The organism is Streptococcus sanguinis (assembly GCA_013378335.1).
Taxonomy (GTDB): Bacteria; Bacillota; Bacilli; order Lactobacillales; family Streptococcaceae; genus Streptococcus; species Streptococcus sanguinis_I.
In genome coordinates, this window is sequence record CP040556.1 from 1188855 (window position 1) to 1214113 (window position 25259).

Annotated in this window: 21 protein-coding genes and 5 pseudogenes; 4 read left to right on the forward strand and 22 right to left on the reverse strand. The window is 43.5% G+C overall.

Features of this window, described 5'->3' with window-relative positions:
• Positions 1-18: 18 nt before the first annotated feature.
• The 6 genes from FFV08_06325 to FFV08_06350 all read right to left on the reverse strand — a co-directional run bounded on the left by FFV08_06325 (position 19) and on the right by FFV08_06350 (position 4360).
• On the reverse strand, positions 19-423 hold the full coding sequence (locus tag FFV08_06325) for a hypothetical protein (GenBank protein QLB52273.1): 405 nt from the start codon (positions 421-423) through the stop codon (positions 19-21).
• Between the two features lie 53 nt (positions 424-476).
• Positions 477-1277: an alpha/beta hydrolase gene (locus FFV08_06330; protein ID QLB52274.1), complete on the reverse strand. Its 801-nt coding sequence runs from the start codon at positions 1275-1277 to the stop codon at positions 477-479.
• 78 nt (positions 1278-1355) lie between these two features.
• On the reverse strand, positions 1356-2930 hold the full coding sequence (gene ffh, locus FFV08_06335) for a signal recognition particle protein (protein QLB52275.1): 1575 nt from the start codon (positions 2928-2930) through the stop codon (positions 1356-1358).
• 28 nt (positions 2931-2958) lie between these two features.
• Positions 2959-3174, reverse strand: a complete 216-nt coding sequence (locus tag FFV08_06340) for a 2-oxoglutarate:acceptor oxidoreductase (GenBank protein QLB52276.1) — start codon at positions 3172-3174, stop codon at positions 2959-2961.
• A gap of 2 nt (positions 3175-3176) precedes the next feature.
• Positions 3177-3509, reverse strand: coding sequence for a putative DNA-binding protein (locus FFV08_06345; protein QLB52277.1), 333 nt, complete (start codon positions 3507-3509; stop codon positions 3177-3179).
• Positions 3510-3661: 152 nt separating this feature from the next.
• A complete protein-coding gene (locus FFV08_06350; protein QLB52278.1) occupies positions 3662-4360 on the reverse strand; it encodes a GntR family transcriptional regulator in 699 nt (232 codons plus the stop codon).
• Here FFV08_06350 and FFV08_06355 point away from each other — a divergent pair.
• Both FFV08_06355 and guaA read left to right on the forward strand, forming a co-directional pair.
• Positions 4359-4509: pseudogene (locus tag FFV08_06355) on the forward strand (hypothetical protein). The gene FFV08_06350 and the pseudogene FFV08_06355 sit on opposite strands and share 2 nt — an antisense overlap.
• A gap of 174 nt (positions 4510-4683) precedes the next feature.
• Positions 4684-6246 (forward strand): glutamine-hydrolyzing GMP synthase, encoded by a 1563-nt coding sequence (gene guaA, locus FFV08_06360; protein QLB52279.1) that lies wholly within the window; start codon positions 4684-4686, stop codon positions 6244-6246.
• Between the two features lie 122 nt (positions 6247-6368).
• Here the strand turns inward: guaA and FFV08_06365 are convergent, their stop codons facing one another.
• From FFV08_06365 to FFV08_06405, 9 genes and pseudogenes are all read right to left on the reverse strand, one after another.
• The gene (locus FFV08_06365; GenBank protein ID QLB52280.1) at positions 6369-7349 is read right to left on the reverse strand and encodes a DUF1002 domain-containing protein; all 981 of its coding nucleotides are present in this window, start codon (positions 7347-7349) and stop codon (positions 6369-6371) included.
• 275 nt (positions 7350-7624) lie between these two features.
• Positions 7625-8479: an alpha/beta hydrolase gene (locus FFV08_06370; GenBank protein QLB52281.1), complete on the reverse strand. Its 855-nt coding sequence runs from the start codon at positions 8477-8479 to the stop codon at positions 7625-7627.
• 179 nt (positions 8480-8658) lie between these two features.
• Entirely contained in the window at positions 8659-9261 is a 603-nt protein-coding gene (locus tag FFV08_06375; GenBank protein ID QLB52282.1) for a lysozyme family protein, read from the reverse strand.
• Positions 9261-10235, reverse strand: a complete 975-nt coding sequence (locus FFV08_06380) for a nucleoid-associated protein (GenBank protein QLB52283.1) — start codon at positions 10233-10235, stop codon at positions 9261-9263. Before FFV08_06380 ends, FFV08_06375 begins: the two co-directional genes overlap by 1 nt.
• Before the next feature lies 1 nt (position 10236).
• Positions 10237-11499: a serine hydroxymethyltransferase gene (locus FFV08_06385; protein ID QLB52284.1), complete on the reverse strand. Its 1263-nt coding sequence runs from the start codon at positions 11497-11499 to the stop codon at positions 10237-10239.
• 47 nt (positions 11500-11546) lie between these two features.
• Positions 11547-12137: a threonylcarbamoyl-AMP synthase gene (locus FFV08_06390; GenBank protein ID QLB52285.1), complete on the reverse strand. Its 591-nt coding sequence runs from the start codon at positions 12135-12137 to the stop codon at positions 11547-11549.
• Positions 12130-12958 (reverse strand): annotated as a pseudogene (gene prmC / locus FFV08_06395) (peptide chain release factor N(5)-glutamine methyltransferase). Before prmC ends, FFV08_06390 begins: the two are co-directional and overlap by 8 nt.
• Positions 12958-14037 (reverse strand): peptide chain release factor 1, encoded by a 1080-nt coding sequence (prfA, locus tag FFV08_06400; protein QLB52286.1) that lies wholly within the window; start codon positions 14035-14037, stop codon positions 12958-12960. The pseudogene prmC and the gene prfA overlap by 1 nt, the downstream one beginning before the upstream one ends.
• 36 nt (positions 14038-14073) lie before the next feature.
• A complete protein-coding gene (locus FFV08_06405) occupies positions 14074-14646 on the reverse strand; it encodes a thymidine kinase (protein QLB52287.1) in 573 nt (190 codons plus the stop codon).
• Positions 14647-14769: 123 nt separating this feature from the next.
• On the opposite strand from FFV08_06405, the gene FFV08_06410 reads away from it, so the two are divergent.
• Positions 14770-14952, forward strand: a complete 183-nt coding sequence (locus tag FFV08_06410; protein QLB52288.1) for a 4-oxalocrotonate tautomerase — start codon at positions 14770-14772, stop codon at positions 14950-14952.
• A gap of 198 nt (positions 14953-15150) precedes the next feature.
• Positions 15151-15615: pseudogene (gene tnpA, locus FFV08_06415) on the forward strand (IS200/IS605 family transposase).
• A 175-nt stretch (positions 15616-15790) separates the two neighbouring features.
• Here the strand turns inward: tnpA and FFV08_06420 are convergent.
• The 7 genes and pseudogenes from FFV08_06420 to FFV08_06450 all read right to left on the reverse strand — a co-directional run bounded on the left by FFV08_06420 (position 15791) and on the right by FFV08_06450 (position 25258).
• Positions 15791-17050, reverse strand: a complete 1260-nt coding sequence (locus FFV08_06420; protein QLB52289.1) for a 2-oxo acid dehydrogenase subunit E2 — start codon at positions 17048-17050, stop codon at positions 15791-15793.
• A 13-nt stretch (positions 17051-17063) separates the two neighbouring features.
• Positions 17064-18095: an alpha-ketoacid dehydrogenase subunit beta gene (locus FFV08_06425; GenBank protein ID QLB52290.1), complete on the reverse strand. Its 1032-nt coding sequence runs from the start codon at positions 18093-18095 to the stop codon at positions 17064-17066.
• 18 nt (positions 18096-18113) lie between these two features.
• A complete protein-coding gene (locus FFV08_06430; GenBank protein ID QLB52291.1) occupies positions 18114-19187 on the reverse strand; it encodes a thiamine pyrophosphate-dependent dehydrogenase E1 component subunit alpha in 1074 nt (357 codons plus the stop codon).
• A gap of 15 nt (positions 19188-19202) precedes the next feature.
• Positions 19203-20541 (reverse strand): annotated as a pseudogene (gene lpdA / locus FFV08_06435) (dihydrolipoyl dehydrogenase).
• Positions 20542-20747: 206 nt separating this feature from the next.
• The gene (locus FFV08_06440) at positions 20748-22991 is read right to left on the reverse strand and encodes an ATP-dependent Clp protease ATP-binding subunit (protein QLB52292.1); all 2244 of its coding nucleotides are present in this window, start codon (positions 22989-22991) and stop codon (positions 20748-20750) included.
• A gap of 227 nt (positions 22992-23218) precedes the next feature.
• Positions 23219-24562 (reverse strand): annotated as a pseudogene (locus FFV08_06445) (MATE family efflux transporter).
• A gap of 114 nt (positions 24563-24676) precedes the next feature.
• Positions 24677-25258 (reverse strand): xanthine phosphoribosyltransferase, encoded by a 582-nt coding sequence (locus FFV08_06450; GenBank protein ID QLB52293.1) that lies wholly within the window; start codon positions 25256-25258, stop codon positions 24677-24679.
• Between the last annotated feature and the right edge of the window lies 1 nt (position 25259).

Genomic DNA, 25259 nt, shown 5'->3' on the forward strand with positions numbered 1-25259 from the left:
TTTAAAATAATCCAGTTGCTATTTTTGTGTTGCCCGAGCCGTTTTATTTAAATTGCTGCACCAGGACGGATAAAACCGCATAGCTATCTTTCCTTTACAATCCTTTGTAGAGAGAATTTTTTTACTGATAGCTACCTCTTTGGGAATTATAAATAAACCGCAATGACAGTCGTCAATAACGACAATAACTAGTTCATCACCCAAGTCTTTATCAGTATAAGGAATATTCTTGTTGTCTTGGTCTTTTTTCCAAAAGACTGTAAAGTAGCCTTCTTTTTTGGGTGTTTTCTTTGCCAAACGGCATCTTTTATATTCTTGATTATCCTTTGGCTTAATTAAAATGCTTTCATAGTCTTCGTTCCATTTTTCATTTACCAAATCAAAGTCACCATAGTACCTATGAAGAATCTCTACCATTTTCATTGTTTTATTGCCTTTCTATTTTTTTACCAAAATAAAATTATGTAAAACAATTGCTAGAATAAAAACCCTTTAATCAAATCAATTACTTGTTCATTTTGCGGCAGGGAAGAATGATGGGCGTCCTTGCCTACGATGACGACCTCTCTGTGTGAAGCAATCTTTCCTTTGTAAATCAAACTCCCGGCCTCTACACTGCTTTTATGAACAATTCCGTCACCATCTCGGAAAAAGATTCCCAAAATTGACAAATGCTGCAGCTTCTTAGGCAGTTTTTCCTGATTGGCTACAAAGTCATCTAGCATTGGGACTCGATGATTGAGATTCTTCTTGTTTAGATTATAAGGACTGCCGATAGTCAAGAGCTTTTCCATCTCTAGCTCAGAGTGGTTTGCCAGGTATTGCTGCAGGAATACTGTATAAACTAGACCTCCGTTAGAATGCCCCAACGCCTTAAAGCTGTCAAAAGAGTACTTCTCTCGCAAGACAGTCAAGGCAGCATCAAACATGGCCGCTTGTTTCTTGATATTTTCATAACCATCACGATTATTTTGAAAACCAACCACAAAAATAGGATTTCTATCCTTGTGCTTCAAATGCCCTCGGTAAGTCATGCGTCCGTCATTCCAGACTTTAATACGAACAAGACTATGACGCGGATGTTGATTGCGATTGAGCTTTTTAACCATTCGATTAAATCTATTTTCTGTTGCCGAACTACCCGGAATCATGATAATAGGACGTATTTGGACCTTGCTGGCAGGTAGATGAGAAATAGGGTGGCTAGGCAGCTTATTCAATAATTGTTGAAAGGTTTTAGCAACTCGATGAATCAATTGCGTCAAAAAAGGGTTCATACTAGTCTCCGTATCTGAATCTGATGTTTCCAAAAACAAGCCACATAAAACTTAGTTATGCGACTTGTTTTTTTGTTATTACTTCCGCTTCTTCTTATTTTTCTTCATTTGCTTGGCCATTTTGTTCAAGCTGCGGCGCATCAGAAACTCTCCAGCCTTACCCTTGAGGCCGCCACCAAACATTTGGCTCATATCCGGCATGCCGGCTCCTCCTAAGCCTGACATATCTGGCATACCGCCTTGGCCCATCATGCCTTCCAGAGCTGACATGTCGGGCATTCCTCCGCCACTAGGCATGTTCTTAGGCATATTGTTTGGATTGAGACCCATTTGCTTCATCATCTTGCTCATATCACCTGACAGGACGCCCTGCATCATCTGCTTAGCTTGATTGAAGTCTTTGATAAATTTATTGACATCGACAAAGCTGTTACCAGATCCAGCTGCAATTCGACGGCGACGGCTAGGACTCAGCAAGTCAGGATTTTCCCGCTCAGCCGGTGTCATAGAGGATACGATGGCACGCTTGCGAGCAATTTCTTTCTCATCCACTTTGATATTCTTGAGGGCAGGATTATTGGCCATACCTGGAATCATCTTGAGCAAATCTTCCATAGGTCCCATGCCTTGTACCTGATCCAGCTGATCAATAAAATCATTGAAATCAAAGGTGTTTTCCCGCATCTTTTCAGCCATTTCAAGCGATTTTTTCTCATCGTATTCTTGAGAGGCTTTTTCGATTAGAGTCAGCATGTCCCCCATGCCCAAAATCCGGCTGGACATGCGGTCTGGGTGGAAGGTTTCGATATCAGTAATCTTTTCACCGGTACCAGTAAATTTAATGGGTTTACCAGTAATCTGACGGACAGACAGGGCTGCACCACCACGGGTATCGCCATCAATCTTAGTCAGGATAACCCCGGTCACTTCCAGTTGGCTGTTAAATTCACGAGCGACATTAGCCGCTTCCTGACCAATCATGGCATCGACAACCAAGAGGATTTCATTCGGATTAGCCAGTGCTTTGACATCCGACAGCTCCTGCATGAGCTTTTCGTCAATCTGAAGGCGCCCAGCTGTATCAATCAGGACATAATCGTTGTGGTTAGCCTTGGCTTGCTCCAAACCTTGACGGACAATCTCAACAGATGGAACTTCCGTACCTAAAGCAAAAACAGGTACATCAATTTGCTGTCCAAGTGTTTTCAGCTGATCAATAGCCGCCGGACGATAAATATCCGCCGCGATCATGAGCGGACGAGCATTTTCTTCTTTCTTGAGCTTATTAGCAAGCTTTCCGGCAAAGGTAGTCTTACCAGCCCCTTGCAGACCAACCATCATGATAATAGTCGGAATCTTTGGTGACTTGATAATCTCAGCAGTATCAGAGCCTAGGATAGTTGTCAGTTCTTCGTCAACAATCTTGATAATCTGTTGCGCTGGATTGAGGGTATCGATAACCTCATGGCCGACAGCCCGCTCACGGACTTTCTTGATAAAGTCTTTGACAACTGGCAGGGCAACGTCTGCTTCTAAAAGAGCCAGACGAATCTCTTTGGTTGCTTCCTGGACATCACTCTCTGAGATTTTTCCTTTTCTGCGCAAATTTTTAAAGACGTTCTGCAGACGTTCCGTTAAACTTTCAAATGCCATTTTTTATTTCTCCTAGTTTCTATTTCAATCAATTCAGTGGAAATTTTCCAAAACGAGTTAAACAAGCGTATTCTTCAGCAGAGACTTCTTTCACAATCTCATTTGGGTACCCCCAGCAGCTGAAACCTTCTTGCATTGCTTTAGAAAGATCGTCAGGGGAGATGATTTGTACCCTGGCAGGGAAAGATTCTTCCAACTCCAACAACCAGCAAGACATTTCCTTGTAGATAACTTGTTTAGCCATAGTCACTCTCGGTTGTCAATACCAGACAGAATCCCGATCTGCTCCTGCAGATAGCTGTCGTCAGGGTATTTCTCTGTAATCTGGTCAAATATCTGACTTCTGACAATGTAGTCCGAGTACATGTGCAGCTTTTTCTCATAGTCTTCCAGAATCTTCTCTGTCCGTTTGATATTATCATAAACAGCCTGACGGCTAACACCAAACTCCTCAGCAATCTCTGCCAGACTGTAATCATCTGCATAGTAGAGCTCGATATAGTTCATCTGCTTGTCAGTCAAAAGCGCCGCATAAAACTCGAAGAGAGCATTCATTCGGTTTGTTTTTTCAATTTCCATAAGAAACATTATACCAGAAAAGCATGATAAACTCTAGTCTGACAAGGGAAATAAACACTCGAAATATGAGATTGCAAAAGGTCAATCAGCTTTTTCTGCCGAGTAAAAGACAAGTTAAAAACTCCTAGTGATAACCAAGAGTTTTGCAATAATTAATTGTTTTCCAAATAAAATTCAAAACGATCGCCGACATACTGACTTTTTACATATTCAAAAGCTGTGCCGTCATCAAAGTAAGAAATCTGAGTCAGTCCTAATATAGCATGGCCGCGGGGAATATCAAGGTAATTGGCGATTTTTTCCTTAGCCAGTCGAGCATAGATAGTCTGCTGGGACTTGCCGATCTTATAGCCATGTTCCTGCAAGGTCTGGAAGAAATGACTGGTCACCTCTTCTTTTTTGAAATTCTTAATGAACTTCTCTGGAATTGAAGCCACCTCGTAAACCACCGGCAAATCGTCAGCGTAGCGAACCCGCTCCATCCGAATGACATTTTCCGTCTTGTGGATGCCTAGTTTCTCCACTTCCTGCTCACTCGGCAGAGTACGTCGATAAGAAATGAGCTGACTGGATGGCGTTTTGCCTTGTGCCTTCATGATTTCCGTGAAGCTGGTAGTGCCGCGCATTTTCTCCTGAACGCGTGTGCTGGCTACGAAGGTACCACTCCCGACTCGACGCTCCAGCACTCCCTCCTCAACCAAGAGTGTAATAGCCTGACGCAGGGTCATACGGCTTACTTTAAAAGTTTCGGCTAGATCTCGCTCGCTAGGCAGGCGCTCCCCAATCTCCCAAACGGCATCGTCAATATCTTTCTTGATCTGATCATGAATTTTAATATATGCGGGTAACATGTCGGCTCTTCTTTCTTATTTGGTACCTTCCTTTATTTTAGTACCAAATACTTCAAATGTCAAACTAAATATTGAAGAATAGCTCCTTTTCTCACGAATTCAGTTGTTTTGTCAAAAAAGATCAACATTTTAGGAGCTTGTTTATTTGATTTTAGTCAGAGATAGCACTGGCGTCCATGGCAAGTCGGTCTAAACAAACGAAAATAGCAAACTAAAGTCTCATATTCGTTTTTTCATCACACTTACTCCTTATTACCTTGGAAAAATTCCTTTTTTGTGATAAAATGAGGGGAAAAGATTACTTCTTTTAAGAAAGGGAACAGATGACAACTAGAACTGAATTGCAAGATGTCGAAAAGATCATCGTGCTTGATTACGGAAGCCAGTACAACCAGCTGATTTCACGCCGCATTCGTGAAATCGGTGTTTTTTCTGAGCTTAAGAGCCACAAGATTACCGCTGACGAAGTCCGTGCCATCCAGCCTGTCGGAATTATCCTTTCAGGCGGTCCAAATTCTGTATATGAAGACGGCTCTTTTGATATTGACCCAGAAATTTTCGAGTTGGGAATCCCAGTTTTGGGGATCTGCTATGGTATGCAGCTGTTGACTCACAAGCTGGGCGGCAAGGTTGTCCCTGCTGGTCATGCTGGAAATCGAGAATATGGGCAGTCAACTCTGTCACATACCGCTAACTCCAGCCTTTTCAACGGAACACCTGAAAGCCAGCTAGTTCTTATGAGCCATGGAGATGCAGTAACAGAGATTCCCGCTGACTTTGTCCGTACTGGTACTTCTGCTGACTGTCCTTTTGCAGCAATTGAAAATCCTACTAAGAAAATCTACGGCATTCAGTTCCACCCTGAGGTTCGTCATTCAGAATTTGGCTATGATATTCTTCGTAACTTTGCTCTTAATATTTGTAGAGCCAAAGGCGACTGGTCTATGGATAACTTCATTGACATGGAAATTCAAAAAATTCGCCAAACTGTTGGTGACAAGAAGGTGCTGTTGGGACTTTCTGGTGGTGTAGACTCTTCTGTCGTCGGTGTTCTCTTGCAGAAAGCAATCGGTGATCAACTAATCTGTATCTTTGTGGATCATGGTCTTTTGCGAAAAGGCGAAGCTGACCAGGTCATGGATATGCTTGGCGGCAAATTTGGTTTGAATATCGTCAAGGCAGACGCAGCTAAACGTTTCCTTGATAAACTAACCGGTGTTTCTGATCCAGAGCAAAAACGTAAAATCATCGGAAACGAGTTTGTCTATGTCTTCGACGACGAAGCCAGCAAACTGAAAGATGTGAAATTCTTGGCTCAAGGAACGCTCTATACAGACGTTATCGAGTCCGGAACTGACACCGCTCAGACTATCAAGTCTCACCATAACGTGGGTGGTCTGCCGGAAGACATGCAGTTTGAGTTGATTGAGCCACTGAATACTCTTTATAAGGACGAAGTTCGTGCTTTGGGTACAGAGCTTGGTATGCCTGATGAAATTGTCTGGCGCCAGCCATTCCCAGGACCAGGACTTGCTATTCGCGTTATGGGAGAAATCACTGAGGAAAAATTAGAAACTGTCCGCGAATCGGATGCTATTCTCCGCGAAGAAATTGCCAAAGCTGGTCTTGACCGCGCCATCTGGCAATACTTTACTGTTAATACTGGAGTCCGATCTGTTGGTGTCATGGGTGACGGCCGGACTTACGACTACACAATTGCGATTCGCGCCATCACTTCTATCGATGGAATGACAGCTGACTTTGCCAAGATTCCTTGGGAAGTTCTGCAAAAAATCTCTGTTCGTATCGTCAACGAAGTAGACCATGTCAACCGTATCGTCTACGATATCACCAGCAAACCACCTGCAACTGTAGAGTGGGAGTAATAAGCAAATCTTATTTAATAATCCTCCACCAGAAGGCTCCTGATAGAGGATTTAACATATTAAGAAATAACAAACAAGGCTAGGACATGTTAGTCCCAGCCTTGTTTTGCATAGTCTTGGAATTAACCGCCAAACAATCCTTTAAAGAAGTTGACAATGGCATTCCAGATATTAGAAAAGAAATTACCGCCTTCTTGAAGGAGGCCGTTTGCATCAAAGTTGAGGTTAATATTATTAAAAGTATCCCCAGCCTTTGAAACAATACTGTCTTTCAAGTCGCTAAGCGTCTTCGTAAAGTCAGAATCCGTAATGACTCCACTGTTTGAAAGATTGATAGCGAAATTCACGATGAGGTTGATTTGGTCACTGGTCACTGACTGAGTCAGCCCATAGTTTTTCAAGGTTTCTTCAACAATCTTACGGACATCATCTTCTGTCAGATTGCTGTTGTTCTTCTTAGCATTGGCAATAGCCGCTTTGATATCAGCCAAGGCTACGTTGAGCTTGTCTGCGTCATAGCCTTCCTTACCTGTGTTTTCAGCATTGATACTAGAAAGGGCAGCCAGTTCTTCCTGAGCTAGGTTTTTATTTTCCTGAGGAATGGTCGCACCATTAGCCTCTAGAGAGTAGTAAATCCCTGCCAAGGCGCTCTCACCTGTCACCGGAATCGGTGCTGCAACAGTAATCTGCGCGTGTTGAACACCTAAAGTAACAGCCGCATTGCGATACATATCTTCTGTAACCTTTGTGATGTTTTGCGGAGTGACAATATTGACCTCTAATGGCTTATTGCTGCCTAATTTCTGGATTTTTACAGAAGAATAAAGCTGCAGGCTAGGGTCGTTGGCAACATCCATGATTTTAGAGTAGACTTCCGGTGTCATGGTCTTAATTGCCTTGCTATCGCTGGATGAATTGTAGCCCAACATCTGCAAGGTCTGCTGTTTTTGGCTCTCATCTAAGGAGTAACCCAGCACATACTCTGGCTGCACGTATGTCTCATCAATGACTTTCTGAACATTTGAATCGGCAGCTGCGGTCGATACAGTAAACAGAGTAGCCAACAAGGCTCCTGCTGTCATTAAAGTTTTTTTGAATTTCATATTGTTTTCCTCTTTTCCTCCCGCTATAGTTTCCCAAGTTCTATAGCTTTTTATAGAGCAAACTTCTTTCTGGGTGCCTCGAATTTCTGTTTCTTGAGCTTGTGATTTTCGCTCCTTTTGATATTCAGAGTGCTTCAGTTGAGTTGCTGCAATGATGGAGTTATTATTATCTCATCCATAAATGGTTTGAGATAATAGATACATTTTACAACATTTCTCAAAGAAGTTCAAAGAAAAAACAGTCACTGAATTTGCTAGCCAGCAACTGCTCTTTTCTACTTTTTCCAAAGGAAGTCTATCAGTAATTCGTCTACTTCTGGATTCTCATGCAATTGGCTGTGCTGAGCCAACTGACCTGTGATTTTCTTTTCCTGATAAGATTTAGCATTTTCAATCAGAAGGTATTTGAGACTGCGAGAAGAAATATTGAGGACAGAACCGTCGGATTCATTTTTAAAATCACCGTAAATGTTCAAAACATCTACCTGCTCTTGCGGGTAAACTTCTCGTAATCCCAGTAGATTTTGATAAGTCTGGCTCATAGCACTAGGCTGGCCAGTTTGGTCATCTAAGATACTCAAATCATCAGGCAAGTCCCTTCCTTCCAGACCGTTAACATGGTTGGCAATATTGACCTGCTTTTGCAACTGAGGAAGATTTTCATCCTGACCGTTTTCCAGCATATAAAAGAGGATGGACATATTCCCCATCGAATGGCCTACCAGATTCATCTTATCAAAGCCATAAGTCTCTTGTAACTTACGAATCACAGCTGCTGCATATTTGCCATCTTGAGCATAGTCGGCATTGCGGTTATCTTCGTAGTTTACCTTAATAATGGGATTGATAGCACCTTTCGGTATCTTTCCTAATAAGCTTACTTGCCCATTTTTACTGACATTTGCTGTGATAATTGTCTGAGTGACTCCAGCCTTTTTGGCAGCCTCTGTCATATGATTTTCAGCATTAGAGCTGGATCCAAAACCATGGAAAAACAAGGTCGGCGTTGTTGACTGCACATATTGTTTTGTGTTGAGCTCAGTGGCTTCTTTATGGTTGTAAAAAGCTGTTAGACCGGCAATTGTCACTAAAACCAGAATAAGGAGCTTAAAACCGAGTTTCTTGTTCATTTTTCATTCCTTTTTATGATAGATGTACAAAATTATATCATGTATCCATCGTGGTTACAAATATCCAGATTATTACTTTACCATCAAAAAAGAGGCTGGGACAAAAGTCCTAGCCTCACTGTGCGGAGGTGGGACGACGAAATCGAATTCTAACGAATTACCGATTTCTGTCCCACTCTCTAAAACCATTTTAAGAGGCGCATGATGTGCATGTTCATCTTGACCTGACGGGAATAATAATAATTACCGCCGTTGATATAGAGTTCTGGCCCGTGGAAAATTGAAATCAGGTTATAGTAGCCGTAGGTCTTACCAGTTACATTTCCTAAGCTTGGTGCTACTACATCTTTGGAATATTTCTTTGCTAGCTCCAGCGTATTTTCACCACCGTTTTTAGCGACATAGTCGATATAAGCCTGACCGAAATTATAGGCTTGTACTGCTGTCCAAACGTCCACCTTTTTCTCGCTAGCTAACTCTAGGTTATCAGACAAGGTCTGAACTCCTTGGCGAATACTTTCTTTGTTATCCGTGATGGCATTGGTCTGACCAGTTGCGCTTTCACTGGACTGCATAACATCAGTATCTTTCCCCTTGGTCTCTGTATAAATCATGGCCAGCACCAATTCTTCATTGGCCGCTGTGTCCTGCTCATCAAGCACTTCTCTGACCAATGTCTGATACTTCATGACCTGCTTGACATCATGATGAACCTGATAAATCTTGTAGCCAGCAAAGAGCACGAAAAGGACTAAAATCAGTCTTCTTAGAAATTTAAACATTATTTATTTTGGATATCCTCGATGTTCTTAATCAAAATAGAATAGGTCCCGTTATCGTTCTGGATAAATTCTACCGACTCTGCGTCCTGATAGATATTATTAGGAACGATGAGTTCAATTCCATTTGAAAGGGAGAGTTTCTGATTTTCGAACTTTTTCTTCTGGCGGCTGCTGTCAATCTCATCAAACTTGACTGGCTCAGGAATAGCTTCCTTGACTTGGTCAATAAAGGTAAGTCGGGCAGTCAGATTGCTGTCAAAAAGATCATCGGCCAACTTCTCAGGCGACAGTTCGTCATTTTCTTCCAAATTTTTGAAAATACTGGATTTGACCTTGGACTGGAACTGAAAATCGTCTTTGTTAAAACTTTCAGCAACTTTTTGAGCAGTCTTCTCAAGCGTTTTGATTGATTTCTTAGCTGAGATTGTCGGATTGACCTGCAAAAGATTGTCTGACATATAATTGAGAAAGGCACCGTTATACTTGATGCGCTTTTCAATCAGATGGTACTTGCGAGATTTGAGATTGATGACCAAAGCCTCGTCCGCACCCGTACCAAAGCCAGGCAGATTGTTCTGCGTCAGCTTGATAGGATTGTCCGCCTCGCCACCTAAGTGGGTCAGAGTTTCCCGCAGAGCAATCCGCAGAAAAGCAAAATGCTCCACACCTTCTTTGTCAAACTGGACAAAAATCAGATCGTTGGTTTTCTGGTTTTCACTGACTGAAAACTCCTCCTGCCAGAGCTTGGTCACTGTCACTGATGTTTCCAGTAGGTCATCTGAAAGATGGGCTAAAAAGACATTTTCGGGATCGAAAACACCTGTTTTAGCATCATCAGAATAGACCCGCTCAATCTTCTTGCGCAGGTACTCTTCAATCTTGGGAGTGATGTTGAGAAACTTATCCGCCAGCAGCAGTTCGGTATCAGCTGGGCTGAATTGATGAATAATCGCTTTTTTTACGTAAATATCCATCTTAGTTCAAGCCCTCATAGAGCGGAAAAGCGTCCGTCAATTCGCGAACTTCTGCCCGTACCTGATTCAGCACTGCTTCATTTTCAGTGTTTTCCAAAGCCTTGATAATAAGCTCGGCTACCTTGATGCTTTCTGTTACACCAAAGCCTCGAGCTGCAATAGCTGCTGTACCGATACGAATTCCGCTAGTCTTAAATGGTGACAAAGTCTCGTAAGGGATGGAGTTTTTATTGAGGGTAATATTAACCTCATCCAAGAGATTTTGCGCTACTTTCCCATTTTCTACAACCTTAGTGACATCAACTAAGAAAAGGTGATTTTCAGTACCGTCAGAAATCACACGGAACTTGTCATGCTGACGGAAGACTTGCGCCATTGCTTGGGCATTGTCCAAAATCTGCTGAGCATAAACCTTGAAAGCTGGGTCAAGTACTTCTTTAAAGGCAACTGCTTTGGCTGCAATGACATGCTCCAATGGTCCGCCTTGAATGCCCGGGAAGATAGCTGAGTTAATTTTCTTAGCTAGGTCTTCATCATTTGTCAAAATCAAGCCGCCGCGAGGACCACGCAAGGTCTTGTGGGTTGTCGTGGTTGTGATATCTGCATAAGGAACAGGGCTAGGATGGAGACCTGCAGCAACCAAGCCGGCGATGTGAGCCATATCTACCATAAGCTTGGCACCTACTGCATCAGCGATTTCACGGAATTTTGAAAAGTCAATGATGTGAGAGTAGGCTGAAGCCCCTGCCACAATCAGCTTAGGCTGAACTTCCTTGGCTTGCTGGAGGATTGCATCAAAGTCAAGTAATTCTGTTTCCGGATCAACACTATAAGATACAAAATTATAGGTTTGACCAGAGAAGCTGACTGATGCACCATGAGTCAAGTGGCCGCCGGCAGACAAATCCATACCCATAACTGTATCGCCTGGCTCAATCAAAGCCATATAAGCAGCGCAATTTGCCTGGCTGCCTGAGTGAGGCTGAACATTAGCAAACTTAGCACCAAAGATTTCCTTGGCGCGTTCAATTGCCAGACTCTCAATCACATCCACTACATCTGTCCCACCATAGTAACGGCGACCTGGATAACCTTCAGCGTACTTATTGGTCAAAATAGAACCTTGAGCAGCCATGACAGCTTTAGAAACGACATTTTCTGAAGCAATCAGCTCAATATTATGCTGCTGACGTTCTTCTTCTTTAGCAACTGCTTCCCAAATCTCTGGGTCAAATGCTTTGTAGTCTTCTTGGTCAAAAATCATAAGGTGTCTCCCTTCTTTTGCGAAAATAGGACCTAAGGTCCTAAAAGTTAAAATTTTATACCATTTACTTGGGCGAGAATATCCTCGCGAGTGATTGCCCCTTGGCGTAAAATAAGAGCCTTTTCTCCAGACAAGTCTAGAATAGTTGAATCCTGACCGGTCAAAGAGTCATCATCTTCTACCCCCGAGACCTCCTCTTGGAAATCCATCATAATCTGCTGGAAAGAAGTTCCACTAGCTTTTCCAGAAAGATTGGCGGATGGACCAATCAAGGGACCGTACTTCCGAATCAAGTCCAGGGTGACCGGATGTTTAGGAATCCGAAAACCTACGGTTTTCATACCTGAGTTTATCCAAGCAGGCACTCGGTCATTGGCTTGGAGGATAATAGTCAGCGGCCCAGGTAGAAAGGTTTGATAGAGTTGCTTCAGATAACTGGGCTGATTCTTGGAAAAGGCATAAATCTCTTCCAAGCTAGCCACATTGAGATTAAGAGCCTTGGCACGAGGTCTTCGTTTTAATTCGTAGACTCGTTCAACCGCCTCTTGATTCAAAGCCTGGGCAAAGAGGCCATAAACAGTTTCTGTAGGCAGGACAACTGCTCCGCCTGCTGCCAGAGTCTTTTCTATCTTATCCATTGTCCATTGCCACCATTCTATCTTTGCCAAATTGATCTTTCAGAACTCGGATTCGTTTTTTAGGGAAGGATTGTTTAAGTAACTCCCTGACACCGTCTCCTTGCTTGTATCCAATTTCCAGATAGATTTTTCCTTTTCTGTCAGATAGTCTCCTGCCTGCTCTGCTATTTTCCGATAGACGGCATAGCCATCCTCCTCCGCGAAGAGGGCCATGTGAGGTTCTGATGTCAAAACGTTAAGTCCAACTTCATTCTTATCCGCTTCTGAAATATAGGGCGGGTTGGAGACGATGATGTCAAAGCTCCCACTGATTGCTTCAAAACAATCGGATCGGACAAAAGCAAGACTAAGGCTGCAAGACTGAGCATTTTCTGCTGCTAAGGAAAGAGCGTCTTTCGAAAGGTCTGAAGCAGTAATCTGCCAGTCTGGACGGCCGTTTGCCAGTGCAAGAGCAATGGCTCCGCTACCCGTCCCTATATCCAAGACAGACAGAGAATTTTCGGGATTTTCTGACAAAATCAGCTCCACCAGCTCCTCCGTCTCAGGCCTTGGAATCAGAACACGCTCATCAACCTTGAGAGTCAAACCGTGAAAGTCACTGCTGCCAATGATATACTGGGCTGGTTGTGAGAAAGCAACTGCTTTTGAATTGCTTTTAGCTGCTCACGGTCTTCCTGGCCGACTTCTGTCCGAAGCTTGAGAACAAAGTCGGTAAAGGAGAGCTCATTGAGAGCCCGATAAACGAAAGTCAGGCTTTCTGCTTCTTCTCCCACTGCTACTAGCTCTTGCTCTAGCACAGCCAAATATTGAGCTAATGTCATTATTTATTCAGCTCTTCTAGCTTTTGAGTTTGGTCATAGAGAACCAGAGCGTCAACGACTTCATCCAGTTTGCCAGCTAAAATCGTGTCCAGCTTTTGCAAGGTCAAACCGATACGGTGATCTGTCACCCGGTTTTGCGGGAAATTATAGGTACGAATCCGCTCTGAGCGATCACCTGTGCCAATCGTAGACTTGCGCTCTGCATCCTGCTCATCTTGAGCAATTTGAGCAAAGTGGTCTGCTACGCGGGCTCGGATGATTTTCATAGCCTTATCTCTATTCTTCTGCTGGGTCCGTTCTTCCTGCATTTCGACCTTGATATTGGTTGGCAGATGGACAATACGAACAGCGGTCGCAACCTTATTGACGTTCTGTCCGCCAGCACCAGACGCGTGGTAGATGTCAACGCGCAAATCTTTAGGATCAATGTCGTATTCGACTTCTTCGATTTCTGGCATAACCAAGACGGTTGCCGTCGAGGTGTGAACGCGGCCTTGGCTTTCGGTTACAGGAACCCGCTGTACGCGGTGAGCGCCAGATTCATACTTAAGCTTTGAGTAGACCGACTGACCTGAGACCATAGCGACCACTTCCTTGATTCCACCTACACCATTGTAAGAAGCTTCCATAACTTCAAAGCGCCAGCCTTGGCTCTCAGCATATTTTTGATACATCTGCAAGAGGTCTCCTGCGAACAACTGAGCCTCATCTCCTCCTGCTGCACCGCGGATTTCAAGGATAATATTCTTATCATCGTTTGGATCTTTCGGTAAAAGAAGGATTTTTAGTTTTTCCTCGTATTCTTCTTTTTCAGTCTTGGCATCTTTTAGTTCCAGCTTGGCCATTTCCTCCAAGTCCGCATCACCAGAGGCGTCTTTAATCATTTCTTCGGCGTCTGTGATGTTTTGCAGAACTTTTTTATACTCGCGGTAAGCCGCCACTGTATCGCGGGTGCTGGCTTCTTCCTTAGAAAGCTCCATAAAGCGCTTGGTATCGCTGACTACATCTGGGTCGCTTAGGAGTTCACCAAGTTCTTCGTAGCGATCTTCAACCGCTTGTAACTGTTCATAGATGTTCATAGATTTTTCATCATCTCCTTTATTTCTATCATTGGATTATTTAATGTCAGGGTTAAAATAGTGCTTGCGGCAGACTGAGATATAGGTCTCGTGGCCGCCAATTTTAATCTGTTCTCCGTCATAAACCGGCTTTCCGTTATCAGTCCGTAAAACCATGGTGGCCTTACGAGAGCAATATTGGCAAATGGTTTTAATCTCCTCAATCTTGTCAGCCAAGAGCAAGAGGTGTTTGGAGCCTTCAAAGAGTTCATTGCGAAAGTCGTTTTTCAGACCAAAAGCCATAACTGGAACATCCAACTCATCCACCACTCTAGCCAAATCATAGACATGATGGCGTTTCAAGAACTGAGCCTCATCAATCAAAACACAATAAGGTTTTTCAGGCAGCTGCTGGATATAGCCAAAAATATCCGTCTGATCTTCAATAGCCATAGCATTCCGCTTCATACCGATACGACTAGAAACGACACCAAAGCCGTCGCGGGTATCAAGAGCTGAGGTCATGATGACTACGCTCTTGCCTTGTTCTTCATAATTGTGGGCCACTTTCAAAATTTCAATGGTCTTGCCCGAATTCATCGTGCCATATTTGTAGTATAACTGAGCCATAATTTAAATCTTTGCTAATTCACTATCTCCATTTTTACTTCACATTATTTTACCATAATTCATTACTCTTTAAAACCTCATTTGTGATAAAATAATAATAACGAAATAAAGGAGGCAGAAAATATGCCATTTGTTAGAATTGATTTATTTGAAGGTCGTACTCTGGAGCAGAAAAAAGCTCTTGCCAAGGAAGTAACTGAAGCCGTTGTCAGAAATACAGGCGCACCTCAGTCTGCTGTCCATGTCATTATTAACGACATGCCAGAAGGAACTTACTTCCCACAAGGTCAAATGAGGGAAAAATAAAAAAAGAATAGCCAGCTGCTCGTATCACCATCAGCAGCTGGCCTTTTTATTATTGACTTTCAGTCTGTCTCGCTCCGCTAGGTGCGAGACAAATAAACCACCCGCTATGCGGGTGCGCATCGAAGGTTATACCAAAAAAACTCCAAACGCGATACAATAAAGGTGTTCAAGCCCATTGTGAAGCGAAAGGAGAAAAATATGGCGCAAAAGGCACATAGTTTATCACACACAAAGTGGATGTGTAAATATCACATTGTGTTTACACCTAAGTATAGACGAAAAGTTATCTATAATCAATATCGAAACAGTTTGGGTGAAATATTTCACCGATTATGTAGTTATAAAGGTGTTGAAATTATCGAGGGTCACTTAATGCCAGATCATGTCCATATGTTGGTAAGTATTCCACCGAGGATAAGTGTTTCTAGTTTTATGGGGTATTAAAAAGGCAAAAGTGCTCTCATGATGTTTGACAAACACGCCAACCTAAAGTACAAGTTTGGGAACCGACATTTTTGGGCGGAAGGTTATTACGTGAGTACAGTAGGGCTTAATGAAGCCACCATTAAGAAATATATCCAAGAGCAGGAAAAGCATGATATAGCGTTGGATAAATTGAGTGTAAAAGAATATGAGGATCCCTTTAGGGATAGTGGTAAGTGATGCAAACACCTCTTTGAGAGGTTTGTGACGAGTCAAAAGCAATGAGGCTTGAACAAAGTGAAAGCCAGCGTCTTTAGGCGCTGGCTGGTGATGTGGGCTTATAGCCCTGGTACAAACCACCCGTTAGACGGGTGGTTATGATTTTCACTTAGGAATGATTGTCCCTATTCATTTATCAGAAAACCAAATCGTAAGGAGACTCCAATTTGTCCGCTAGACTTGCTAGAAACTCCGCTGCGGGCTGACCATCTACAACTTGATGATCAAAAGTCAAGCTGAGCGGCAGGAATTTCTGCTCACAGACCTGTCCTTGGCTGTCAAGAGCCAGTGACGTTTGAAGGGCACCAACTCCTAAAATGGCCACTTCTGGTGTATTTAGGATAGGAGTGAAATACTCAATTCCTGCTCCCCCGAGATTGGTAATACTGAAGGTTGAACCTGAGTAAAGAGCTGGATCCAAAGTTCCTTTACGAGCTTGATTGGCCTCTGTTTTGATAGCTAAGCCCAAATCAGCCAATGTCAGCTTATCCACGTGACGAATGACCGGCACCACCAGACCATCACTAAGCGCAGTCGCAATACCGATATGAATATCTTCTACTTCCTGATACTGACCATTGAAATACCAAGCGTTGAGCTGAGGGTGATCTTTCAATGCCTTGGCAACTGCCTTTGTCAGCAGAGTCGTGATGCTGATTTCGCCATTTTCTAATGGAGAAGCCACCTTATCTTTCATATCCTGTCTAAAGATCATCAGCCTGCTGATATCCACCTTACGGTGCAAGGTGACCTGAGCTGATGTCTGGAGACTGGTCATCATCCGCTCTGCAATAGTCTTGCGAATGCCTGTCAATCCTGCACCATAGTCAGCCTGACTAGCCGGCTGAAGGATTGCTAAACTACTTTCCGGTGCTTGGGTTGGGAGTGCCTCTGGTTTATGATTCTCTACATCCCGTCGGGTAATGCGGCCCTTGCCTCCCGTTCCTGAAATCATGGAAATATCATATCCTTTTTCCTTAGCAATCTTTCGAGCCAGCGGAGTGATGAAAATACGTCCTTTTTCATTTTTTCCGACAGTGTTGGAACTTGCTGCCACAGTTTTTTCAGCTAGCTCTGGCTCTGAACCAACTGCTCCCTTATCACTTTCTGATTTATTCGCAGAGACTTCTTCCGTCTCCATACCTGGAATAGATTCTCCTGCTTCACCAATCCATGCAATTACTTTCTTGCACGGGACAGTATCGCCCGCCTGACTGATAATTTTTAAAATCACTCCTGCACTTGGCGCCTCTACATCGCTGGTCAATTTTTCAGAACTGATTTCCAAGACAGGCTGACCAGCAGCTACGGTGTCGCCTTCCTTGACCAGCCAGTTATTTATCAGACCTTCGGTCATTGTTAAGCCTAGCTTAGGCATTACAATTTCTGTAGCCATACTTGCCTCCCTTCTATCTCTTCAGATCGTCAATCAATTCCGCAGCAACTGTCAGAACCTTATCAGCATTAGGAATATAGAGCTGTTCCAAATTCACCGCAAATGGTACCGGCACATTTGGCGCGCAGACGCATTTTACCGGGCCATCAAGATAATCAAAGCATTTATCAGTCACTACAGCTGCAATATCCGTCGCTGTGTTATTATGAGGGTTGGATTCATCAACGATAATCAGCCGTCCAGTTTTCTTGACTGATTCAAAGACTGTCTCCTCATCCCAAGGGGCTACCGTTCTCAAGTCAATCACTTCAACCGAAATACCATCTTTTTCCAAGCGATCCGCCACCTCATAAGCAACATAAAGCATTTTACCGATAGTAACGATAGTGAGGTCTGTTCCTTCACGGCGGACAGCAGCCTTTCCAATTGGAACTGTATAATATTCTTCTGGTACCTCTCCCTTGATACCATAGAGAGTCTTATCTTCTGAATAAATCACGATATTGTCGTCTTCAATGGAAGCCAGCAGTAACCCTTTAGCATCATACGGAGTTGCTGGAACAACTACCTTTATACCAGGAATAGATCCAAAGATACCGTAATATGAACCCGAGTGTTGAGCTGCAGCCGAAGCTCCTGCCCCATGCATGGTCCGCATTGTCATCGGAACCTTGGCCTTACCACCAAACATATAGCGCATTTTTGAGCCTTGCCCCAGAATGGCGTCAAAGCAGAAACCGATAAAGTCATTGAACATCAGCTCCGGTACTGGCCGCAAGCCAGTCAGGGCCATTCCAACAGAAGCTGACACGTATCCGTGCTCAGAAATCGGAGTATCAATCACCCGCTCTCGGCCGTATTTTGGCATAAGCCCTTTGGTTACACCCATTACACCGCCCCAAGCTTCTTCGTTTTCTTCTTCCAAGTGCTTGATTGTTGCACCGCCAGCAATATCTTCTCCCAGAAGGATTACGGTGTCATCTTTTGCCATTGCCTGATCCAGCGCTTCATTGATTGCTTTCATAAATAACAGTTGTCTAGCCATTTGATCAACCTCCTTCTATCAATCAGCAAATACATCTTCCAACAGAGACTCAGAACGAGGAATCGGACTGTCTTGAGCAAATTTGATTGCTTCTTCCACATCCTTTCGAGACTCTTCTAAGATGGCATCAAGCTCCTCTTCAGTCAAGAGGCCATGCTCGATAGCGTAATCACGGAAGACGTCCAGAGCATCCACATCAGCCCAGTCTTTTTCTTCACCTTCCAGAGCCTTGTACCTCTGCTCGTCTCCTTCAAAGTGACCATGATCCCGATACGTAACAGCCTCAATCAAGGTAGGTCCTTCCCCTCTACGAGCCCGTTCTACAGCTTCCTTAGCTACTTGGTAGACAGCGAATAAATCCTTACCATTAACCCGGATGCCAGGCATATTATAAGCAGCCGCTCTCTCAGCAATGGTGCCAGACGCTGAAGAATACCATTGCGGTGTCGATTCTGCAAAGAAGTTGTTTTCATTGACAAAGATAACTGGCAGTTTCCAAATTGATGCCATATTGAGACATTCGTGGAAATTCCCTTCATTGGCCGCACCGTCACCGAAGAAGCAGACAGCTACACTGTCGGTTTTCAAGTACTTGTTGCGCATTGCTGCACCGGTAGCTAGACCAAAGCCTCCACCAACCATACCATTGGCACCGAGGATTCCCTTGTCCAAGTCAGCGATGTGCATAGATCCGCCTTTTCCTTTTCCAAGTCCAGTCTCCTTACCAAAAATTTCTGCCATCATTCCCTTTAAATCACCGCCCTTAGCAACACAGTGACCGTGTCCCCGGTGAGTACTGGTAATATAGTCCTGGTCTGTCAAATTTGCACAGACACCCGTAGCAATCGCTTCCTCTCCGGCATAAAGGTGAACAAAGCCAGGAATCTGTCCTGCAGCAAAGAAACGCCGAGTATTTTCCTCAAAATTACGGATATCCCACATGGTTTTATACATGGTCTTGGCTTTTTCTTTGGAAATCTGCTCCACCTCAACTTCAGTAGCATCATGGACTTTTAAATCGACTAGCTCCGATACAGCACTTTGGCTTCTTGTTTTGGTCAATCGTTGTGGTAAATCTTTATAATTTGACATATTTTTACCTCCTCATTAATCGTCCTGAACGAGTCTTTTTGCGACTTCTTGTATTAGTTCTGATGTGGTCGGATGAGCAAAAACCGTTTCAAGAACTTGATCCAGCGTTGCTTCAGCCTGCCTCAGCAAAATCAAATTCTGCAGAAGATCTGTACCGTTCGGACCGACGATGACTGCACCTAGCAGAAGATGGTATTGCTTTTCTGAGATTAGCTTGACATAGCCCTCCGTCTCACCTATAGCGATAGCCCGCCCATTATAAGAGAAAGGCAGCTGCTCGACCAGAACATCATAGCCCGCCTTCTCAGCCTCTTCCTTGCTGAGACCAAAAGAAGCCACTTCAGGATTGGTGTAGAGTGAACGGGAACACCCAGCGGATCAACTGCTTCTTCAGCTCTCCGGCAGATAGCTTTTACAGCCTTTATCCCTTCTGCACTAGCTACGTGAGCCAACATATAAGATTCCAAAAGATCACCGATAGCATACACATGCTCTTTGGATGTTTCGTAGTATTGATCTACCTTGACAAAATTCCGTTCTGTCAAGGCTAAACCCATATCCTTGGCTAGCTCTAGGTTTGGTTTGCGGCCAGTAGCGACCAAAAGATGGTCGAAAGCAACCTGCTCGTTCTCAAGTAAGACAGAATTAGCAGTTACTTCCTTTATCTGCGCTCCCTGATAAATCATCACCCCCATTTTCTTTAGTTTCTTTTGAATCACATGTCGCGCTTCAGCTTCTTCGGTCAAAAGAATTTCCGGCGCAACCTCAATAACAGTGACAGCGACACCCAGAGGAGCCATAGCGAAAGCTAGCTCAATTGCGATAACGCCACCTCCGATAATGACTAACTTCTCAGGAAGCTCCCTCAAGTCAAAAAACGTATCCGTCGTTAGATAGTCAACCTGTTCCAATCCCTTGATAGGAGGCACAAAAGGATAACTGCCAGTAGCCAAAATCACATCTTTGCCACTGATTTCTTTACCATTGACGGAGAAAGTTCGGTCTTTGACAAACTTGGCCTGCCCTTGGATATATTCAATACCTAAAGACTTAAAGCTAGCATGAATTCCAGATTGCAAACTGGCAACAACCTGATTCTTTCGGTCTACCAATTTCTCAAAATCAATCCTTTCAAGCTTGCTCTCAATGCCATAACGCCTAGCCTCCTCCATTGTCAGCAACCAATGACCGTGCTGGAGATAAGCCTTAGACGGTATACATCCCACATTCAGGCAGGTTCCGCCGATAGACTTCTTTTCTACCACAGCCACCTTTTTTCCAAACGAGCTGCTTCTTCAGCAGCCACATAACCGCCCGGTCCAGCACCGATAATCAAAACATCATAAACAGACAAAACACTCCTCCTTTCATAAAATGCAAAGGGTGCTCCAACAATCAAAATGATTGCTGTCGGCTATAGATACAAAAAGTATCTCATTATTTTTCGTATACCTAAGACTCATTTCAAAATCTCAGGATAGAGTCTGCTCAGAAACCATGAACCTCCTTTCTTCATTTTCTTCGTCTACACATAGTAAGCGCTTGCTTTTTAGAAGAAGCTTATACCAAATAATTAAAATCCAGTTGCCCATCCTTCAAACCGACTTGAACTGTCATTTCAGTTGTTTCCTTATTTTCGACCAAATAACGAGCCAAAGGCGTTTCTAGATAGCGCAAAATGCTTCTTTGAATAGGACGAGCACCAAACTCTGGTTGGTAGCCTTTCTGGGCTAAAAAAGCGTAAACTTCTTCGCTCAGATAAAGCTGAATCTTCTGATGTTTCAACCTTTCCTGAAGTTGCCGAACCATAATTTTTACGATATTGATCATATCTTCTGCCCTCAGAGGGTTGAAAATAACCGTCTCGTCAATTCGATTTAAAAACTCTGGCCTAAAGCTATGTTGCAGCAAGGACAGAACTTCTTCCTGCGTTTCAGCAGTCAGTCCCTGTTCACTTTTGAGACTTTCCAAAATCTGCTGGGAGCCAATATTGCTTGTCATAATCAAAATAGTATTTTTAAAGTCGATAGTACGCCCTTTAGAGTCTGTCAAGCGTCCTTCGTCCAATACTTGCAGCAGGGTGTTAAATACATCCGGATGGGCTTTCTCAATCTCATCCAGCAAGACAATCGAATAAAGCCTTCTACGAACAGCTTCTGTCAGCTGTCCTCCCTCTTCAAATCCTACGTAGCCTGGCGGTGGACCAACTAAACGAGCCACGGCATGTTTTTCCATGTATTCAGACATATCCAGTCGAACCATTTCCAGCTCATTGCCAAACAGCCGCTCAGCAAGGGCTTTTGCCAGAGCAGTCTTCCCAACTCCAGTCGGACCAAGAAAGAGGAATGAACCAATAGGACGCTTGGGATTTTGAATTCCTGCTCTCGAGCGCAAAATCGCTTCTGAAACCTTTTGAACAGCCTGGTCTTGCCCTACAATTCTCTGGCGCAGGAGCTTGTCTAGATTTAGCAGGTGTTCGCGCTCATTGTCCATGATTCCCTGCACTTTGATTCCTGTTATACGCTCTACGATACTAGCTATATCTTCCCGACTGACGTTTGGTCGTTCAGTTTCCGCTTGAGTTAGCTGGATTTTCTTGACAGCACAAGCCTCATCAATCAAGTCCAGTGCCTTATCAGGCAAATAACGATCTGACAGATAACGAATTGAAAGACTAATCGCTGCCTGCAGAGCTTCATCCGTCAGGGAAACTCCGTGAAAGTCCTGATAATTCTCCCGCAGTCCTTGCAGAATTGTCAATGCCTTATCTTGATCAGGCTCCTCAATGCGAATGCGCTGGAAGCGCCCCTCCAAAGCTTGATCTAGCTCGAAGCTTTCTCGATAGGCAGCAAAAGTCGTTGTGCCGATGATATTAATCTGTCCCTGAGCCAAGAGCGGCTTTAAAAGATTACCTGCATCAAGAGAGCCCTCTGTCCGACCTGCTGTCACGATTTGGTGGATATCCTCAATATAAAGAATAATCTTCCTCTTAGCAGCCAGCACCTCATCCAAAACAGCCTTGAAGCGCTCTTCAAACTCTCCTCTATATTTAGTTCCGGCAATCAGTCCGCCTAGATTTAACTTAAAAACTTCCTTGCCCAGTAAATGTTCCGGAACATCATCAGCAATCAATCTGCCAACAAATCCCTCCATTACTTTGGATTTTCCAACACCTGGAAAGCCTATGAGAATGGCATTGCTCTTGTCTTTTCTGGAAAGGACACGGATAATATCATTGATTTCCTCTTTGCAGCCTATCACCTTCCTACCAGTCTGGTCTGCCAACCACTGATTAAAGTTAGTTGCATATTTGCTCAGGGCTTGATAGCGACTCTCCTGACTGGAAGAGACTGCTCGTTTGCCTTGACGAACCTTATTCAACTTTTTCGCAACCAGCTCCTTATCAATCCCTGCCTGCTTCAAAAAGACAGTTATCGGATTTCGCTGCTGATGAAATAAACTGAGAATCAGGTGTTCTACTGTTACTACCTCGTCCCTCAGTTCCGCCCTCTCAGCCTCTGCATCATCTAAAAGATTCTTGAGACGCTGGCTATACTGACGTCCAAATCGGTTCTTGTCCGTATGTGAAAATACAGGAATCTTGGCTAGTTCCTGATTGATGACGCTGATAAATTCATTAATATCAAGGTCCAAACCGGTATAGAATTCCAAGGCAAAAGCCTGAGGCTGGGTCAGCACTGTCCAGACATGCGGAATGTCCACTTGATAATTGTGTTTTTGAATAGCTAATTCCTTTGCAGCATTTAGTACTTCTTGCAAAAGATGGGTATAGTGTTCGGTCATATAGTTCCCTCGCTTTTCTACTGAAAACCAAAGATAACTGTAAACAATATTTTAAAAATTAACCTATTTTAACAAAAACTTGACTTGATAATCTTATGACTATTATATCATTTTCACAATCAATATACTAGAAAACATGTAAGCGTTTTACCGTTTTAATCTAATTTTAACAAAAGTTTGTGAAAAAAATAACACTGAGTTATCCTAAAAGGACAAGCCAGCGCTCTTTAAGTTATGATAGTTTTAGCCAAACGATTAAGCCGCCACTGAAAGAGAATACCGCTCGTCACCAAACTAGCAATGAGGCCAATCCAATATCCATAAGGGCCAAGCTGGTAAAATGATCTAAGAAGAGCCCCAGAGGCAGCGAAATTCCCCAATAAGCAATCAAACCTAAGTAAAATGGCACCTGAGTATCCTTATAGCCCCGAAGAATGCCCTGCAAAGGAGCCGCAAAAGTATCTGCCAACTGGAAAAAAAGGCTGTAGGTCAGAAAAATAGATGTCATACGGATAAACTCGGTATCCGAACCATAGAGTGCAGCCACTCGGTCGCGTAAGATATAGAGAAAGAGAAAGGTGAAGCCAGCAATTCCCAAGGCCGTCAGCCGCCCGAGTTTACAGAATTTTTTAACATCATCAGGACGGTTGGCTCCAATTTCATAAGAAACGATGATGGACATTGAGGTTGAAATACTCATAGGAAAGGCATACATTAAGTTTGAAAAATTCATGGCCGCCTGATGGCTGGCAATGATTAGTGACGAAAACTTAGCCATGATCAAGCCAACAACCGAGAAAATCACGACTTCAGCAAAAAAACGTTCCTCCGATAGGCAGACCAAGCCGAATGCCTTCGATTAAGCCCTTTTTATCTAGCGGTCGAATCTTCCACAGCTCATAGACTCGGACTTTTGGATGTTTGACTGCTACCAACAAGGATATGAGGAGCAAAACCCAATAAGCCAAAGAAGTCCCAAGTCCAGCTCCTGCTCCGCCCATTTCTGGGAAACCAAATGCTCCGTAGATTAGGGCATAATTGAAAGAGCCATTTAAAGGCAAAAGTAAGAGCATGAGATACATGGAAAGCTTGGTCAACCCTAGAGCATCAAACAGAGAACGGATGGTGCTAAAGAGCAAAAGAGGAATAATGCCGAGCGCCAGATACCAAAGATAGTTCTTAGCCACTTCTTCTACTAAAGGCTCTAGGCCAAGGTGAGACAAAACCAGAGGAGCGCCCACAAATACCAAGGCAAATAAAATTAGCGATAACCCCAAAGAAAGATAAATAAACTGATAAAAATCAGAAGCAATCTTTTCTTTTTTCCCTTGTCCTAAATGATGCCCAATTATGGGTACCAAGGCCGACACAATCCCTATCAGCAGGTCGAAAAATGGAATCCAAAGACTAGTTGCCATGGAAACACCAGCCAGATGGAGAGTGTCATACTGACCAGTCATAGTCGTATCAACAAATGAGGCTGAAAAATTGGCCAGTTGGTAGATCAAGATTGGCAAAAAAATAGAAATAAAGAGCCGCATCCGCTGCTGTAAATTATGAGTTTGGTGCATAGAAATCCCTCAAAAACTTTTTCTACCCAAGTAAAATCAATGAGCTTAGATTTTAGAATATCAACTATCTTTACTATACTATAAGCCAGACAGATAGTCAAAAGGAAAAGGAAATCATATATCTGCCTCAGTAAAGACAACCTGACCTTTCTCAAAACCTGCGATTCGCGCCAAAGAAAGAACACGATAACCAGCAGTTTCCAAAAGTTGACGGCCATCCTGAAAGGATTTTTCAATGACAATGCCTACCGCTTCAACTTGAGCTCCTGCTTGCTCAATAATAGTAATTAAGCCCTTGGCTGCCTGACCATTAGCCAAAAAATCGTCAATAATCAGCACCTTATCGTCAGAGTTGAGAAATTTCCCAGCAATCGAAACGGTCGAAGTCACTTGCTTGGTAAAAGAATAAACTTCAACCGTCAAAATCCCTTCTGTCATCGTGATGTTTTTGGCCTTCTTAGCGAAAATCATTGGTAGCCCCAGAGCCTCTGCTACGTAGACAGCTGGAGCAATACCAGAAGCCTCAATAGTCACTACCTTGGTAATTCCTGCATCCTTTACCGCCTCCGCAAAGACTTGGCCAATTTCTTTCATCAATGAAAAATCAACCTGATGGGTCAGAAAAGAGTCAACTTTCAAGATATTTTCACCTAACACTTGTCCATCTCTGAGAATCCGTTCTTCTAATTTTTTCATT